Annotated in this window: 16 protein-coding genes; 7 read left to right on the forward strand and 9 right to left on the reverse strand. The window is 69.3% G+C overall.

Annotated features, from left to right (window positions below; all coding sequences use genetic code 11):
• The 3 genes from INE98_RS08300 to INE98_RS08310 all read right to left on the reverse strand — a co-directional run.
• On the reverse strand, positions 1-478 hold a 478-nt coding region (locus tag INE98_RS08300), incomplete at its 3' end, for a nitronate monooxygenase (protein WP_293538118.1).
• Positions 479-563: 85 nt separating this feature from the next.
• Positions 564-1,526 carry an acetyl-CoA carboxylase carboxyltransferase subunit alpha gene (locus INE98_RS08305; protein WP_293538119.1) on the reverse strand — a complete coding sequence of 321 codons (963 nt, stop codon included), beginning with the start codon at positions 1,524-1,526 and terminating at the stop codon, positions 564-566.
• A 53-nt stretch (positions 1,527-1,579) separates the two neighbouring features.
• The gene (locus INE98_RS08310; protein WP_293538146.1) at positions 1,580-2,521 is read right to left on the reverse strand and encodes a site-specific tyrosine recombinase XerD; all 942 of its coding nucleotides are present in this window, start codon (positions 2,519-2,521) and stop codon (positions 1,580-1,582) included.
• Positions 2,522-2,603: 82 nt separating this feature from the next.
• Here INE98_RS08310 and INE98_RS08315 point away from each other — a divergent pair, with 82 nt between their 5' ends.
• From INE98_RS08315 to INE98_RS08325, 3 genes are read left to right on the forward strand one after another with little or no spacing between them, the layout of a single operon-like run.
• Positions 2,604-3,152, forward strand: coding sequence for a shikimate kinase (locus INE98_RS08315; protein ID WP_293538120.1), 549 nt, complete (start codon positions 2,604-2,606; stop codon positions 3,150-3,152).
• On the forward strand, positions 3,149-4,258 hold the full coding sequence (gene aroB, locus INE98_RS08320; RefSeq protein WP_293538122.1) for a 3-dehydroquinate synthase: 1,110 nt from the start codon (positions 3,149-3,151) through the stop codon (positions 4,256-4,258). Before INE98_RS08315 ends, aroB begins: the two co-directional genes overlap by 4 nt.
• A complete protein-coding gene (locus INE98_RS08325) occupies positions 4,258-5,544 on the forward strand; it encodes an HlyC/CorC family transporter (protein WP_293538124.1) in 1,287 nt (428 codons plus the stop codon). Before aroB ends, INE98_RS08325 begins: the two co-directional genes overlap by 1 nt.
• A 9-nt stretch (positions 5,545-5,553) precedes the next feature.
• Here the strand turns inward: INE98_RS08325 and INE98_RS08330 are convergent, their stop codons facing one another.
• Genes INE98_RS08330 through INE98_RS08345 form a run of 4 tightly spaced genes read right to left on the reverse strand, consistent with a single transcriptional unit; the run spans position 5,554 to position 9,573 of the window.
• Complete coding sequence (locus tag INE98_RS08330) at positions 5,554-7,818, reverse strand: xanthine dehydrogenase family protein molybdopterin-binding subunit (protein ID WP_293538126.1); 2,265 nt, start codon at positions 7,816-7,818, stop codon at positions 5,554-5,556.
• Entirely contained in the window at positions 7,815-8,759 is a 945-nt protein-coding gene (locus INE98_RS08335; RefSeq protein ID WP_293538128.1) for an FAD binding domain-containing protein, read from the reverse strand. Before INE98_RS08335 ends, INE98_RS08330 begins: the two co-directional genes overlap by 4 nt.
• Positions 8,756-9,259, reverse strand: a complete 504-nt coding sequence (locus INE98_RS08340) for a 2Fe-2S iron-sulfur cluster-binding protein (RefSeq protein WP_367120176.1) — start codon at positions 9,257-9,259, stop codon at positions 8,756-8,758. Before INE98_RS08340 ends, INE98_RS08335 begins: the two co-directional genes overlap by 4 nt.
• A 38-nt stretch (positions 9,260-9,297) precedes the next feature.
• Positions 9,298-9,573, reverse strand: a complete 276-nt coding sequence (locus INE98_RS08345; protein WP_293538132.1) for a BolA family transcriptional regulator — start codon at positions 9,571-9,573, stop codon at positions 9,298-9,300.
• A 50-nt stretch (positions 9,574-9,623) separates the two neighbouring features.
• On the opposite strand from INE98_RS08345, the gene INE98_RS08350 reads away from it, so the two are divergent.
• Positions 9,624-10,271, forward strand: a complete 648-nt coding sequence (locus INE98_RS08350) for a DnaJ domain-containing protein (RefSeq protein ID WP_293538134.1) — start codon at positions 9,624-9,626, stop codon at positions 10,269-10,271.
• A gap of 25 nt (positions 10,272-10,296) precedes the next feature.
• On the opposite strand, the gene INE98_RS08355 is transcribed toward INE98_RS08350, so the two are convergent.
• A complete protein-coding gene (locus INE98_RS08355) occupies positions 10,297-11,157 on the reverse strand; it encodes a TauD/TfdA family dioxygenase (RefSeq protein WP_293538136.1) in 861 nt (286 codons plus the stop codon).
• A gap of 92 nt (positions 11,158-11,249) precedes the next feature.
• Here INE98_RS08355 and cobS point away from each other — a divergent pair, with 92 nt between their 5' ends.
• The 3 genes from cobS to INE98_RS08370 all read left to right on the forward strand — a co-directional run bounded on the left by cobS (position 11,250) and on the right by INE98_RS08370 (position 15,243).
• Positions 11,250-12,254, forward strand: coding sequence for a cobaltochelatase subunit CobS (cobS, locus tag INE98_RS08360; protein WP_293538138.1), 1,005 nt, complete (start codon positions 11,250-11,252; stop codon positions 12,252-12,254).
• Between the two features lie 83 nt (positions 12,255-12,337).
• Positions 12,338-14,287, forward strand: coding sequence for a cobaltochelatase subunit CobT (cobT, locus tag INE98_RS08365; protein WP_293538140.1), 1,950 nt, complete (start codon positions 12,338-12,340; stop codon positions 14,285-14,287).
• Positions 14,287-15,243: an esterase-like activity of phytase family protein gene (locus INE98_RS08370; RefSeq protein ID WP_293538142.1), complete on the forward strand. Its 957-nt coding sequence runs from the start codon at positions 14,287-14,289 to the stop codon at positions 15,241-15,243. Before cobT ends, INE98_RS08370 begins: the two co-directional genes overlap by 1 nt.
• Before the next feature lie 6 nt (positions 15,244-15,249).
• Here the strand turns inward: INE98_RS08370 and INE98_RS08375 are convergent.
• Positions 15,250-15,788, reverse strand: a 539-nt coding sequence (locus INE98_RS08375) for a zinc-binding dehydrogenase (RefSeq protein WP_293538144.1), incomplete at its 5' end; no start/stop codon positions are given.

A 15,788-nucleotide genomic window follows, 5' to 3' on the forward strand; every position in this document is an offset into this window, starting at 1 on the left:
GGCCGAGCACATCGTCCTCGCCCGGATGGCCGGCGCACTCGAAGCCGTCGATGGAGATGGCGTCGACGCCCATCCGTTCGGCGGACAGGGCGTGCCGGACGCTGGTGCACTTATGGACGACGATCACCCCGTGGGCCTTGAAGTCGTCGACATGCTCCTGGGGCTTGTTGCCCGCAGTCTCGACGATCTTCACGCCGCTCTCGATGATCGCCCTGCGATACTCGGCGTAGGGCGGTGGGTTGATGGCGGGCAGGATGGTCAGGTTCACGCCGAAGGGCTTGTCGGTCAGCTTGCGGCAGCGCTCGATCTCGGCGCGCAGGGCGTCAGGGGTGGGCTGGGTCAGGGCGGTGATGAAGCCCAGGCCGCCCGCATTGGCCACGGCGGCGACCAGCTCGGCCCGGCCGACCCACTGCATGCCGCCCTGAACGACGGGATGCTCGACACCGACAAGCTCGGTGAAACGCGTCTTGATCGCCATGATGTCCTCCCCTTGGCGTTTGGGCCTTCGCCCCTTGGGAGGACACTGAAGCGCCGGACCCAGGGTCAGGCAAGCGGCAATTGGTCTACTTCAGGCCGCTCCGCCCGATGGCGTAGAAGCGCTCGGACCTCTGCTTCAGAAGCTTCTCCACGCTCTTGCCCTCCAGGGAGTCGAGTTCCTTTTCGAGGGCGTCGCCGACAATGCGGATGGCGGCGGCCGGGTCGGCATGGGCGCCGCCGGGCGGCTCGGGGATGATCCGGTCGACGATTTTCATCTTCAGGAGGTCGGCGGCGGTGATCTTCATCGCCTTGGCGGCCTCCTCGGCGGTGCGGGCGCCCCGCCAGAGGATGGAGTTGGCGCCTTCCGGGGGGATCACCGAATAGATGGCGTGTTCGAGGATCAGCACCCGGTTGCCGCAGGCGATGCCCAGGGCCCCGCCCGAGCCGCCCTCGCCGGTGACGATGGCGACCATGGGGGCCCTCAGCATGAGGCACTTCTCGGTCGAGCGGGCGATGGCCTCGGCGACGCCGCGCTCTTCGGAACCGACGCCGGGATAGGCCGCCGGGGTGTCCACGAAGCTGATGACCGGCAGGTTGAAGCGCTCGGCCAGCTCCATCAGGCGGATGGCCTTGCGGTAACCTTCCGGCCGGGCATAGCCGAAGTTGTGCTTGACCCGGGTGACGGTGTCGCGGCCCTTCTCATGGCCCATGACCAGGACAGGACGGCCCCGGAACCGGCCGATGCCGCCCATGATGGCCTGGTCGTCGGCGAACTTGCGGTCGCCCTTGAGCTCGACGAACTCGTCGATCAGGCCGGCGCAGTAGTCCACGAAGTGGGGGCGCTCGGGATGCCGGGCGACCTGGGTCTTCTGCCAGGCGTCGAGGTTGGCGTAGGCGTCCTTGCGCATCTGCCGGGCCCGGTCGCGCAGGGCGTCGATCTCGCGGGTGAGGTCATCGGTGCCGGCGGTCTCGGCCAGGCGCGACAGCTCGTCGATCTTGGCCTCGAGGTCGGCGATGGGGCGCTCGAACTCGAGATAGTGAACGGCCATGAGGCGGGAATCCCGTCCTGTTTCGCTGGGGGGAACCTAGTGGGTGGGCCGGTTCAGGAAAAGCCGGATTCGCGCCGGGGCTTCCGCGACGCCGACAGGGGATGGGCGGTGGCGACCACTTCGGCCAGCCGCTCGCCGGCCACGTGGGTGTAGATCTGGGTGGTGGCGATGTCGGCGTGGCCCAGCAGGGTCTGCACCACCCGGAGGTCCGCTCCGCCCTCCAGCAGGTGAGTGGCGAAGGCGTGCCGCAGGACGTGGGGGGAGACCCGCGCCGGGTCGATCCCGGCCTCGACGGCCGCCTCGGACAGGAGCTGGGCGAAGCGCCTCGGCGTCAGCCGCCCGCCCTTCCCGCCCGAGGGAAAGAGCCAGGGATTGGCGGCGTCGCCCTTCGGCAGGGTCTGCGACCTGACCTCGACCCAGGCGCGTACGGCGGCGCGGGCGGCGTCGTTGAGGGGGGCGAGGCGCTCCTTGCCGCCCTTGCCGCGGATCATCAGGAAGTCGGGGCCCCGGACGACGGCGGCCAGGGTCAGGCCCGTCAGCTCGGACACCCGCAGGCCGCCCGCATAGGCCAGCTCGATCATGCAGGCCAAGCGCAGGCCCCGCACCTCGTCCCGGACCGAGGCGGCGGAGATCAGGGCCGCGGCCTCCTCGCGGCTCAGCACCCGGGGCAGAGGCCGGCCCCGCCGGGGCGCCTCCACCCGCCGGGAGGGATCATCAGTGCGCCAGCCCTCCCCCAGGACGAAGCGGTAGAACTGCCGAAGCGCCGCCCGGCGGCGGGAAGCCGTGGCGGGCGAGAGGCCGCGCCGGCCGAGGTCGGCGAAGTAGGCCTCGACATCCTCCGCGGCGGCGCTGGCGAGGGATTGGCCGCGTCCGGCGAGGAAGCCCGAGGCGTCGGCAAGGTCGCGCTCGTAGGCGCGAAGGGTATTGGCCGCCGCCGCCCGCTCGACGGACATCATCTCCAGGAACGCCTCGGCCCAGCCCTCGCCGCTCATGATCCCAGCCCCCGGCGCGCGCGCCCGCCCAAACCAGGGTGATCCTAGCGCTTTCAGGGCGGCTGGTGTAGAACCGGGCTTCCTCATGGACCCTTCAGACCCATTGCGCGCCCGGACCATCACCCTCGTGGGGTTGATGGGTTCGGGCAAGTCCAGCGTCGGCAAGCGCCTGGCCCAGGCCCTGGACCTGCCCTTCCGCGACGCCGACGAGGAGGTCGAGGCGGCGGCTGGCCAGTCCATCCCCGAGATCTTCGCCCAGCTGGGCGAGCCGGCGTTCCGAGACGGAGAACGTCGGGTCATCGCCCGCCTGCTGGAGGGACCGCCCCTGGTCCTGGCCACCGGCGGCGGGGCCTTCATGAACCCGGACACGCGGGCCCTCATCAAGGCGCGGTCGACCTCCGTCTGGCTCAAGGTCGACCTGCCCGTCCTCGCCAGGCGCGTCGCCCGCAAGGACAACCGGCCCTTGCTGACAGGGCGGGATCCCATGACCGTGCTGAAGGAGCAGGCTGAGGTCCGCTATCCCGCCTATTCGGAGGCCGACATCACTGTCGAGACCGGGGACTCGCCCCACCAGGTCACCGTCGAACAGGTCATCCGGGCGCTCGGCGAATGGCAGGCGCGCACCACCGCATGATCCGCTCGATCCCCGTCGACCTCGGCGCGCGCGCCTATGAGGTCCTTCTCGGCCCTGGCCTTCTGGAAGACGCCGGCGCCCAGCTTCGACCCCTGGCCCGGCGCGACCGTGTCGCCGTTGTCTCGGACCAGACCGTCTGGGGCCTGCACGGCCCGCGCCTGACCGCCGCCCTGGAACAGGCCGGCCTGGCGGTTCATCCGGTGGTCCTGCCGCCTGGCGAGCAGACCAAGAGCTTTTCCGGCCTGGAGACCCTGTGCGACGCGCTTCTTGGCCTCGAGCTGGACCGGGGCGACCTCATTGTCGCCTTTGGCGGCGGCGTCATCGGCGACCTCGCCGGCTTCGCCGCCGCCATCTACAAGCGTGGCGCCGACTTCGTGCAGATTCCGACCACCCTGCTGGCCCAGGTGGATTCCTCCGTCGGAGGCAAGACCGCGATCGACACCCCGAGGGGCAAGAACCTGATCGGAGCCTTTCACCAGCCGCGGCTGGTCCTGGCCGATCTCGACGTCCTCTCCACCCTGCCCGACCGGGAGATGCGCGCCGGCTACGCCGAGGTGCTGAAGTATGGCCTGCTGGGCGACCGCAGCTTTTTCACCTGGCTGGAGGCGAACGCCGGGGCGGTGCTGGCGCGGGACCCCGCGGCCCTTGCCCGGGCCGTGGCGAGGTCTGTCGAGATGAAGGCCGAGATCGTGATCGCCGACGAGCGTGAGGCCGGACGCCGCGCTCTCCTGAACCTCGGCCATACCTTCGCCCATGCTCTGGAGGCGGAGACCGGCTATGGCGAGGCCCTGCTGCACGGCGAGGCCGTCGGCCTGGGATCGGCCATGGCCTTCCGGTTCTCCGCCGCCGAGGGCCTGTGCAGCCCGGACGACGCCGACCGGGCCGTCGCGGCGATCGCGGCCTCTGGCCTCCCCTCCCGGCTGTCCGACCTGGCGGACCGGTCCTTCGCGGCCCAGGCCCTGTTGCGTCACATGGCCCAGGACAAGAAGGCCGAGGGCGGCCGGCTGACCTTCATCCTGGTCAGGGCCCTCGGGGAAGCCTTTGTCGCCAGGGACGTGGATGAGAGCAGGATGCGCGACTTCCTGAAGTCTGAAGGTGCAGTCTGATGTGGGGCGTGATCCTGGGGCTGACCCCGATCATCTTTGGCCTGCTGGCGATTTCGGCGCTGTTCTCGGCGGCTGAAACCTCCCTGACCGGGGCCAGCCGCACCCGGATGCACCAGCTCGAACGGGAGGGCGACCGGGCGGCGGGACGGGTGAACCGCCTTCTCTCCGACCAGGAGACCATGATCGGGGCGGTTCTCCTGGGCAACAACCTGATCAACATCCTGGCCTCTGCGGTGACGACGGAGTTCGTGACCCGGGCCATTCCCGGAGCCCTCGGCGTGGCTGTGGCCACGGGCATCATGACCGTTCTTGTCCTGGTCTTCGCCGAGGTCCTGCCCAAGACCCTGGCCATCCTGCGCTCGGATGACGTGGCCCGCTTCCTGTCGGCGCCCACCCTGGTCACCGTGAAGGTGTTCGGGCCGATGATCTGGGCGATCCAGTGGATCGTCCGGCGGACGCTGGGGCTCTTCGGCGTGCGGCTGGGCATGGAGATGGACGTGCTGGCGGCGCATGAAGAGATCCGCGGCGCCGTGGAGTACCACCACTCGGAAGGCCTGGTGGAGGCGCGCGACAGGCGGATGCTGGGCGGCGTGCTGGACCTCTCGGAGATGGATGTCAGCCAGGTCATGGTCCACCGGATGTCGATCTCCATGGTCGACGCCGATCTGCCGATCCGGGACCTGGTGTCCCAGGTCCTGAAGAGCGACCACACCCGGATTCCGCTCTACCGGGACAACCCGGAAAACATCATTGGCATCCTGCACGCCAAGGATCTCCTGCTGGCCATCTCCAACGCCGATGGGGACATGTCCAAGGTGTCCGTCGACCGCATCCGGCGGGAACCCTGGTTCATCCCGGACACCACGAACCTGAAGGACCAGCTCAACGCCTTCCTGAAGCAGCGGAACCACTTCGCCCTGGTCGTGGACGAGTACGGCGCCCTGCAGGGACTCGTGACCCTGGAAGACATCCTCGAAGAGATCGTCGGCGAGATCGAGGATGAGTACGACAACGCCGTCGAAGGCCTGAGGCGTCAGCCTGACGGCTCGGTGTCGGTGGCCGGCTCCGTGGCCGTTCGCGACCTGAATCGCGCCATGGACTGGAAGCTGCCCGACGAACCCGCGGTGACCGTCGCCGGCCTGGTGATCCACGAGGCGCAGGCGATACCGAGGATCGGTCAGGCCTTCATCTTCTACGGCCACCGTTTCCAGGTGGTCAAACGCGTCCGCAACCGCATCACGGCCCTGAAGATCTCGCCGCCCCTGGAGGGTGACGACACCGCCTGAGACGGCGGTTCAGAGACCTTTCGCCTCCAGGGCCGCGAGGACCTTGTCCGGCGTCAGGGGATAGTCGCGCAGGCGAACCCCGCAGGCGTTGTAGACCGCATTGGCGATGGCCGCCCCCGCGCCGCAGATGCCCAGCTCGCCCACGCCCTTGATGCCCATCGGGTTGGCCTTGTCGTCCGCCTCGTCCAGCAGCACGGCGTCCAGGTTGACGATGTCGGCGTGGACGGGAGCGAGATAGCCGCCGAGGTCCTGGTGCAGGAAGGACCCGAATCTCGGATCGACCGGGTTGGCCTCCGTCAGGGCCGCCCCGACGCCCCAGATCATGCCGCCGGTGATCTGGCTCTTGGCCAGCTTGGCGTTGAGGATCCGGCCCGCGGCGAAGACCCCGAACATCCGGCGCAGACGCACCTCTCCGGTGACGGAATCGACCCCGACCTCCGCAAAATGCGCGCCATAGGTGTGCTGCGACCAGTCCCGGGCGTCGGCGGCCGGCGAGATGGAGCCTTCGACATAGACGCCCTCGGGCCCGGCCCGGCCGGCGAGGGCCGCAAGGCTCGCGCTACGGTTGCCGAGCACGATGTTGCCGTTGGCGAAGTCCATCAGGGTGGGGTCCTCGCCATAGAGGGGCGAGGCCGGATCGCCCGCAGCGAGCTCAGCCAGCCGTCGGCGCATGACCATGCCAGTCTCGAAGGCGGCCGAGCCTGCTGTCGCGGCGCCGAACTGGCCGCCTGAGCCCGGGGCCGGCGGCATGTCGGAGTCGCCCAGCTCCACCCGGACCTTGTCGAGGGTGAGGCCCAGGGTCTCGCCGGTGATCTGGGCGAGGATGGTGTAGGTGCCGGTGCCAATGTCGGTCATGCCCTGGGTCAGGGTCGCAAGACCGTCGCCGGTGACGCGAAGCCCGGCCTTGGCGGGCAGGAGGAAGTTACCCCGTATCGCCGTGGCCATGCCCATCCCGACATACCAGCGCCCGTCACGGACGGCGCCGGGGACCGGATTGCGCCGGTCCCAGCCGAACTGCTGGGCGCCTTCGCGCATGCAGCGCACAAGCTGGCGGACCGAGAAGGGCTTGCCGTTGTCGGGATCCACCTCGGGCTCGTTCCGGATGCGCAGCTCGATGGGATCAAGGCCCAGGGTCTCGGCCAGCTCGTCCATGGCGCACTCCAGGGAGAGCATGCCTGGCGCCTCGCCGGGCGCGCGCATGGCGCCCGCGTGGGGGATGTCGAGCCGGACCAGGCGGTGGCCCGTCAGCCGGTGGGGCGCGGCGTAGAGGTTGCGGGCGAAGTTGGCCGCGTGCTCGACGAAGGGCGCATTGCGGGCGCAGTGGGTGACCGCCTCGATGGCCATGGCGTTCAGGCGCCCGGTCCGGTCGGCCCCGAGCCTGACCCGCATCTGGACGGCCGGGCGATGGATGGTCGCCTGGAACATCTGCTGGCGGGTATAGGCCACTCGGACCGGACGGCCGCTCGCGCGGGACGCGAGGGCCGCCAGGGTGAGGTCGTCGTAGGACTGGCCCTTCCCCCCGAAGCCGCCGCCGATATAGCGCGTGAACAGCCGGACGCGGTCGGATGGGAGGCCCAGGGTCTCGGCAAGGGCGTGCTGGCCGCCCTTGACCATCTGGATCGAGGTATGGACCACGACCTTGTCCCCCTCCCACCAGGCGGTGGTGGCGCAGGGCTCCATCTGGGCGTGGTTCTGGAGGGGGCTGAACCAGGTTCCGTCGACGGTCACTTCCGAAGCCGAATAGCCCGCCTCGAAGTCGCCTACTCGCGCGTCCTCCTCCCCCGGGGCCGGGCCCGCCTTTGCGAGGCTTGCCAGGAAATCAAGGTCTGCAGGTTCCTCGGCGTAGGCGACGCGCACGAGGCTTCCGGCGGCGCGGGCGTTCTCGGGGGTATCCGCCAGGATGAACGCGACCGACTGGCCGTAGTGCTCGACCCGGTCGGACGCCAGGGCTGGATTCGCACCCCTCTGGCTCCGGGGGTTGATCCTTGCGCCGCGCGCGGCCTGCTCCGGGACGTTGAGATGGCTCCAAGCCAGGACGACGCCGGGCGCGGACTCCGCAGCCTTGGTGTCGATCGCCGTGATCCGGCCGCGGGCGATGGTCGAGGAGACGATATGCCCATAGAGGGGCGCCGAAGGCGTCTCCACCTCGTAGGCGTAGGGGGCGGTCCCGGTAACCTTCAGGCGTCCCTCGTAGCGGTCAACGGGCTTGCCGATCAGGCCGGTGCGGTTCTCGGTGACGGGATTGGGCTCGGCCCAGTCGCGAACGGTGCTCATGAACCCATCCCTTCCCGGGCTTCGCGGATGACGTCTGCGGCGAGACGCCGGACCAGGGCCTTGCGTCCCTCCTCGCCGGCGGCGTGAGCGAGTTCGGAAGCGGCAGCCTCGAATGGAGACGCACCACTCGCCAGGGCCTCCTCCGCAGCGCGGGCGCGCCAGGGCCGCGCCGCCACGGCGCCAAGGGCGACCTGTCCCCCGGCGACCGCCACGCTGGCGATCGCGCCGGTGTAGGACGCCCGCGCCCGGACCTTGCGCCAGGCCTGCCCGCCTTCAGGCGGAGGGGGAAGCTCAACGGCAAGGATCAGTTCGTCAGGGGCGAGATCCGTGTCTACCTGGGGCGCCTCGCCGGGCAGGCGATGGAGGGTTTCCACAGGACGCCGGGAGACGGAGCCGTCGGCCCGCACCGTCTCGGCAAGGCCGTCCAGCGCCGCCAGGGCGACGCTCATGTCCGAGGGACTCACCGCCACGCACATTTCGCTCGCCCCGAAGAGGGCGAAGGTCATGGCAAGGCCCTCCATGGCGCTGCAGCCGGACCCGGGGAGCCGCTTGTTACAGGGCTTGGCGGAGTCCATGAAGTAGGGACAGCGGGTCCTCTGCATCAGGTTGCCGCCCACGGACGCCTTGTTGCGCAACTGGACCGAGCCGCCCGCGAGGATCGCCCGGGCGAGGATCGGATAGCGGCTCCGGACACGGGGGTCCGACGCAACGGCGGTGTTTGTGGCGAGGGCGCCGATACGAAGGCCGCCCGAAGGGGTCTCGGAGATTTCCGCAAGAGGCAGCCGGCCGACATCGATGACTTGGGAGGGTTGCTCAATCTCCAGCTTCATCAGGTCCAGCAGATTGGTTCCCCCGGCGAGGAATCGGGCGCCGGGATTGGCGGCGGCCAGGCTCAGGGCATGGTCGACGTCCCGGGCGCGCTCATAGGCGAAGGGCTTCATGCGGCGACTCCGGCGGCCCGACGCACGGCGGCGAGAATCTGGGGATAGGCCGAGCATCGGCATATGTTCCCGCTCATCCGCTCGCGGATCTCGGCGTCGGTCAGGACCACCGGTCCTTCGAGGTCGACCGTGGCCTCGCTGGGCTGGCCGGCGGCGACCTCCGCCAGGAGCCCCACCGCCGAGCAGATCTGGCCGGGCGTACAGTAGCCGCACTGGAAGGCGTCCTCCACGAGGAAGGCGTGCTGGACAGGATGCAGGGCCTCCTCGCCCGCCAGTCCCTCGACGGTGAGGACCTGGTCCCCCTCGTGCATGACGGCGAGGGACAGGCAGGCGTTGATCCTGACCCCGTTGACCAGGACCGTGCAGGCCCCGCACTGGCCGTGGTCACAGCCCTTCTTGGTCCCCTTGAGGTCGAGCCGCTCGCGCAGGAAGTCGAGCAGGCTCATCCGCGGATCGACATCGGCCGCGCGATCGACCCCGTTCACCCTGATGGTGGTCAGCACTTCGGTTTCCCCCCAACTTCACCGGCGACAGACTGTTACCTGGGCTCGCCTGGCGCAAGGGCCGTCAGGGAAAGGGCGTGCACAGGGCCGGCGAGCTCCTCGGCCAGGACCCGGTAGATCATGCGCTGGCGCGCCACCCGCGACTGGCCGGCGAAGGCCCCTGCGCGAATCCGGACATTGAAATGACTCTCCCCGCCCGCCGAGGCGCCAGCATGGCCCGCATGGCGGGCGGAATCGTCCTCGATCTCGAGTTCCTCGGGCGCAAAGGCGGCGCTGAGCTTTTCCCGCAACGTTCCGGCGATACGTCCCATGCCTGTCCTTCCAATCTTGAAAGCCTGCCCAACCTTCTCATACTTGGCGCATGGCCGGTGCGTTTCAATACAGACCCCGCTTCGTGGATATCCGGGTCCGACCGCCGACCGCGGAGGAAGCCGCACAGGCGGACGTGCACGCCCTGAAGCCAGGGCAGCGCGCCTGCGACCATCCCGGCTGCAGGGTGGCCGCCTCCGCCCGGGCCCCGAAATCCCGCGACATGCTGAATGAGCACTACTGGTTCTGCCAGCCGCACGCGGCCGACTATAACCGCAACTGGAACTTCTTCGCGGGCATGAGCGAGTCGGAGGTCCGGGCCCGCATGGAGCAGAGCGCCCTGGGGGACCGGCCGACCTGGGACTTCAAGGCCGGCAAGAACTCCCGGGAGTCCGCCGCCGCGGCGCGCGGCTTCGCCACGGGCGACGGCTTCCGGGACCCGTTCGACCTCTTTGGACGCACCAGCGCCAGCCGGGCGAGCGATGCGCCCGCTCGCCGAAGCCTGGGCAAGCTGGAACGCGCCGCCCTGGCGGACCTGGACCTGGACGAGGATGCTGATGCCGGCCGGATCCGGGCGCGCTACACCGAGCTGGTCAAGCTGTGCCATCCCGACGCGAATGGCGGCGATCGTTCTGCTGAGACCAAGCTCCAGCGGACGATCCGGGCCTACCAGGTCCTGCGCAAGGCCAAGCTGGCCTGAGACGCCAGGCGCCAGGCGCCAGGCGTCAGACGGGAACCTCGCCTTGCACCGTCGTGCGATGCATGACCCTCAGGTAGCCGTCATAGCCGCCCTCGGCGAAGTGCATGGTGCAGCGGTTGTCCCACATCAGAAGGTCGCCCACGGTCCAGCGGTGCCGGTAGATGAACTCGTCCTGCGTCAGGTGGGTGAACAGGAAGCCCAGGAGGGCCTTGGATTCCTCCGGGGTGAATCCCTCGATCCCGACGGTGTAGACCGGGCTGATGTAAAGCGCCTTTCGGCCCGTCACGGGATGGGTCCGGACCAGGGGATGGGTCAGGCTGCCGTCAGCTTCTTCCGAGACGATGATCTTCATGGTCCGGGCTTCGGTGTCGCGGGCGAAGATCCCCTTGGTGCCATAGCTTTGCCGGGCCGAATGAACCGCCCGCAGGGGCGCCAACACGGCCTTCATGGCGTCTGACAGGGCGTCCCACGCCCGGCTGGCGTCGACGAAAAGGGTGTCTCCGCCAACCGGCGGGATGGTCTGGGCGCGCAGGAGGGTGGCGGCCGGGGGGGTTTCGAGGAAGCTCCAGTCCGAATGCCAGCCCGCTCCGAAGTTACTCGCCTTCTCGTCCGGCTCGCGGCGCAGCTCAAGCACATTGGGCCGCCCGGGCATGGGCTCAATGTAGGGGTCCTTGCCGAAGGGACCGATCTGCTGGGTGAAGGCCTCCAGGGCGTCCAGACCCAGGGGCTGGTCCGGAAAGCAGACCACAGAGTGCCGGGCCCAGGCCTGGCGGACCTCGGCCAGGACATCCTCTGACAGAGGCTGGGAAAGGTCCGGCCCCGAGATCCGCGCACCGAAGCCCGTGGGCTCGGCTGCAACCCTGATGCTTTCCGCCTGTCCGCTCATCGTCGCCTCCCGACCCTCATTTTCCCTGCGGGGTCACACCCCCATCAAAGCCGGTTTGCATCGAGCGCGTAAGCCTGTAATCGATCCCGGTCATGACTTCTCTCGCCGATACCCAGGACGAAAAGCTCCTGTCCCTCGTTCCCGATCGCAGCGTCTCCCTCAGAGAGGCGTTTGGCGTCGATTCCGACATGATGGTCCCCGCCTTCAGCGAGCGCGACCCGCACGTGCCGGACGTTGATCAGGCCTACCGGTTCGATCCGGAGACCACCAAGGCCATATGCGCCGGGTTTGCGCATGACCGCCGGGTCATGGTGCAAGGCTACCATGGGACGGGCAAGTCCACCCACATCGAGCAGGTGGCGGCGCGCCTGAACTGGCCCCTCATCCGGGTCAACCTGGACAGCCACGTCTCGCGGATCGACCTGGTCGGCAAGGACGCCATTGTCCTGAAGGACGGCAAGCAGATCACCGAGTTCCGCGAAGGCATCCTGCCCTGGACGATCCAGCGGCCGATCGCCCTGGTGTTCGATGAATACGACGCGGGCCGGCCCGACGTGATGTTCGTGATCCAGCGCGTCCTGGAAGCCCAGGGGAAGCTCACCCTGCTCGACCAGAACCGGGTCATCCGGCCGAACCGCTTCTTCCGGCTTTTCGCCACGACCAACACCATCGGCCTGGGCGACACGACGGGGCTCTACCACGGCACCCAGCAGATCAATCAGGGCCAGATGGACCGTTGGTCGATCGTGACCACCCTGAACTACCTGGCCCATGACGTGGAGGCCGATATCGTGGTGGCCAAGTGCCCCGCCTACGCTACGGCCGAGGGCCGTCGAACGGTGGCGGCCATGGTCCGGGTGGCGGACATGACCCGCAACGCCTTCATCAATGGCGACATCTCGACCGTGATGAGCCCCCGGACGGTGATCACCTGGGCGCAGAACGCCGAAATCTTCGACGGTGACCTCGGCCTGGCCTTCCGCATGACCTTCCTGAACAAATGCGACGAGCTCGAGCGCGGCACCGTGGCCGAGTTCTACCAGCGCGCCTTTGGCCAAGAACTGCCCGAAAGCACAGCTCGCCCCCGTCTCGGCTGAGCCCGGCGGGGGCCCCGACCGGGAGACCGTCGCCCGGGAGCCTGGCCGCCGTTGCTGAGTTGAGGAGACCCCGAACCCCGGCCATGTCCAGAAACCCGGAAAGCCCCGTCGAGCCTTTCAAGCGCGCGCTGGCCAACGCCGTGCGCTCGCTCGCGCAGAACCCGGACCTTGAGATCGTCTATTCCGGGGAGGCGCCCGGCGTACAAGGCGACCGGGCCGTGCTGCCGCACCCTCCCCGTGACCTGACCCCCGATGACGCGGCGCGGATCCGCGGCATGGCCGACCAGATGGCCCTTCGGATGTCGCAGCATGACCCGGCCATCCACGCCCGCACCCGTCCGGGCTCGGCAGAGGGCCAGCCCGTCTTTGACGCCCTGGAGCAGGCGCGGATCGAGGCCGTCGGCGCCAACGCCCTGGGCGGGGTCAAGGCCAACCTGAAGGCCATGCACGACGCGGCCTGGGCGCGGCGGCCCTTCAACCCCGTGGAAGCCCAGGCCAACCCGCCCATGGCGGACATCGTCTCGCTCCTGGTGCGCGAGCGCCTGACCGGGGTGGAGCCGCCCGCCAATGCCCGCCCCCTGGTCGACATGTACCGCGCCGAGATCGAGGCCCGGGGCGCCGAGACCCTGGACAAGCTGGGCGAGGTCGTCGGCGACCAGAAGGCCTTTGGCCGCCTCGCCCGCAGCCTGCTGCGCGACCTGTCCATGGGCGATGACCTGACCGACGCGCCTGACCAGGCCGACCAGCAGGAGGAGGACGGCGACGAAGGGGAGTCCGAGGCCAGCGAGCAGGGCGAGGAGGGCGAGGGCGAGGCCCAGTCCCCACAGCAGACGAGCCTTGATGACGGCGAGTCCACCCACAGCGAGAGCGAGGACGCCGACAGCCAGCTCACCGAGGCGATGGAGGCCCCCAACGCCGAGGACATGGACGAGCCCCCCGAGATGGGCGAGGGCGACCAGCCCGCAAGGCCCGAGATCAAGGGCGAAGGCAAGGTTCCGACCTACAAGGTCTTCACCACCGCCCACGACGAGGTGGTGGCCGCGGAGGAACTCTGCGAGGCCGAGGAGCTGACGCGCCTGCGCGCCTATCTCGACCAGCAGCTGGCCAGCCTGTCGACCGTGGTCTCGCGGCTCGCCAACAAGCTCCAGCGCAAGCTGATGGCTCAGCAGAACCGCTCCTGGACCTTCGACCTCGAGGAAGGGATCCTGGACGTGGCCCGCCTGACCCGCGTGATCGTCGATCCGACCGCCTCCCTGGCCTTCAAGGAGGAGGAGGACACCGAGTTCCGCGACACGGTGGTCAGCATCCTCATCGACAATTCCGGGTCCATGCGCGGCCGGCCGATCATGGTGGCCGCCGTCTGCGCGGACATCCTGGCGCGCACCCTTGAGCGCTGCGGGGTCAAGACGGAGGTTCTGGGCTTCACCACCCGGGCCTGGAAGGGCGGCAGTTCCCGCGAAGACTGGCTGAAGGCTGGCAAGCCGGCCGCACCCGGCCGGCTGAACGACCTGCGGCACATCATCTACAAGGCCGCGGACGCCCCCTGGCGGCGGGCCAGGCGCAATCTTGGCCTGATGATGCGTGAGGGGCTCTTGAAGGAAAACATCGACGGCGAGGCCCTGATGTGGGCCCACCAGCGCCTGATCGGCCGGCCGGAGGCGCGCCGGATCCTGATGGTCATTTCCGACGGGGCGCCGGTGGACGATTCCACCCTGTCGGTGAACTCGGGCCACTACCTGGAAAAGCACCTGCGCGAGGTGATCGGCGAGATCGAGGGCAAGAGCCCGGTCCAGCTGATCGCCATCGGCATCGGGCACGACGTCACCCGCTACTACCGGCGGGCGGTGACCATTGTCGATGTCGAGCAACTCGCGGGCGCCATCGTCGATCAGCTGGCGGAACTCTTCGACGAGGAGCCGCGCAAGGCCAACCGTCGGACTGCGGGCCTGCTGGCGCCGCCGCCGCGCACACAGGGGCCCGACGGTCCAGCCAGACGATCCACCTTCAAGGAAGTCCGGAAAGCCGTCCTGTAATGCGCTGGGTCCTGATCGCCGCCCTCGCCCTCCTGGCCGCCGGCTGCGCAGACCGGTCCGTGCGGGCGACGGGCCCGGTCCAGGCAGGCCCGTGGGTCACTGTTGCCGCTGAGCCCGTGGCTGCCGATCCCACACGGCCCGAGAGGACAGACTTCGGACGGTTCCGCTATGCGGGCGGACTGGCCCTGACGGCGTCGGACAGCAACCGGCTGCACGGGCTCTCGGACATCCGCGTCCTGCCAGACAACCGGATCCTCGGCGTCACCGACGAGGGCGACCTGTTCGAGGCCCGCCTGCGGCTTGGCGCGGACGGTCGCCTGGTCGGCTTGGACCGCGCCCGGATCACGGCCCTGCAGGGACCGGACGGCGGGCCGCTGGGTGGCAAGCTCGAGGCCGACGCCGAGGGTCTGGCTGTGCTGCCGGACGGGTCCCGGCTGGTCAGTTTCGAGCAACGTCACCGGATCCTGCTCTATCCTCCCGGGGGGGGGCCTCCCCGGCCGGTCAACAGCCCGGAGGCCGCCTTCCCGCCCAATGGGGGGCTTGAGGCGCTGTCGAACGATCCCGCCCGGGGACCGGACGCCTGGCTGGCCGGAGGAGAGGAGTCCGGCGAGCTCTGGACCTGCGCCCTGCGAACACCCTGCCGGTCTCTCGGGACGCTGCCCAAGCCCTTCGAGTTCGGCCTGGTGGCGGTGACGCCCCTGCCGGACGGCGGACTGGCCTACCTGATCCGCGCCTGGGATCCCCTGCGCGGGTCCCGCATCGCGCTGATCCTTCGCAACGCCGCCGGGGCGGAGATCGACCGGCTGGAGCTGGGCCGGCCCCTGACGACCGACAATTTCGAAGGTGTCGAGGTCCTGCCGGGTAAAGAAGGCGGCCTCCGCTTTCTCTTGGCGTCAGACGACAACTTCTCCACCGAACAGAGGACCCTCCTGCTGGCCTTTGACTGGACGCCCTGACCCGCCTCAGGGGAAGAGGACGGCCTTCACGCACACGCCCTGGTGCTGTTCGGCGATGGCGCGGTCGATCTCGGCCAGGGGATAGGTGCGGATCATGCGGTCGAAGGGCAGGCGCCCGGCCTTGTAGTACTCGACCAGCTGCGGGATGAAGACGCCAGGGTCGGCGTCGCCCTCGATGATGCCCTTCACGGTGTGGCCAAAAGTGATGATCTGGCCCATGTCGCCGGGCGCAGGCGTGCCGGGCGGCGTCACGCCGACAATGCCGAAGACCCCCTTGGAGCCGAGGCAGCCGGCCATGACGGCGTTCAGGACCGCCGGAATCCCGGTGGTGTCGAAGGCGTAGTCCACCCCCACGGGCGTGATGGCCCGCACAGCGGCGGCGAGGTCGGGCGTGGCGGCCGGGTCCAGAACATGCGTGGCGCCCAGCTCCAGGGCGAGGTCGCGCCGGGAGGCCATGGGCTCCAGGACAATGATCACCGCACACCCCTGGATCTTCGCCCCCATGACCGCGCTGAGGCCCACCGAACCACCAGATCGGAAGAGCA

The organism is Phenylobacterium sp., assembly GCF_020253645.1.
Taxonomy (GTDB): domain Bacteria; phylum Pseudomonadota; class Alphaproteobacteria; order Caulobacterales; family Caulobacteraceae; genus Phenylobacterium.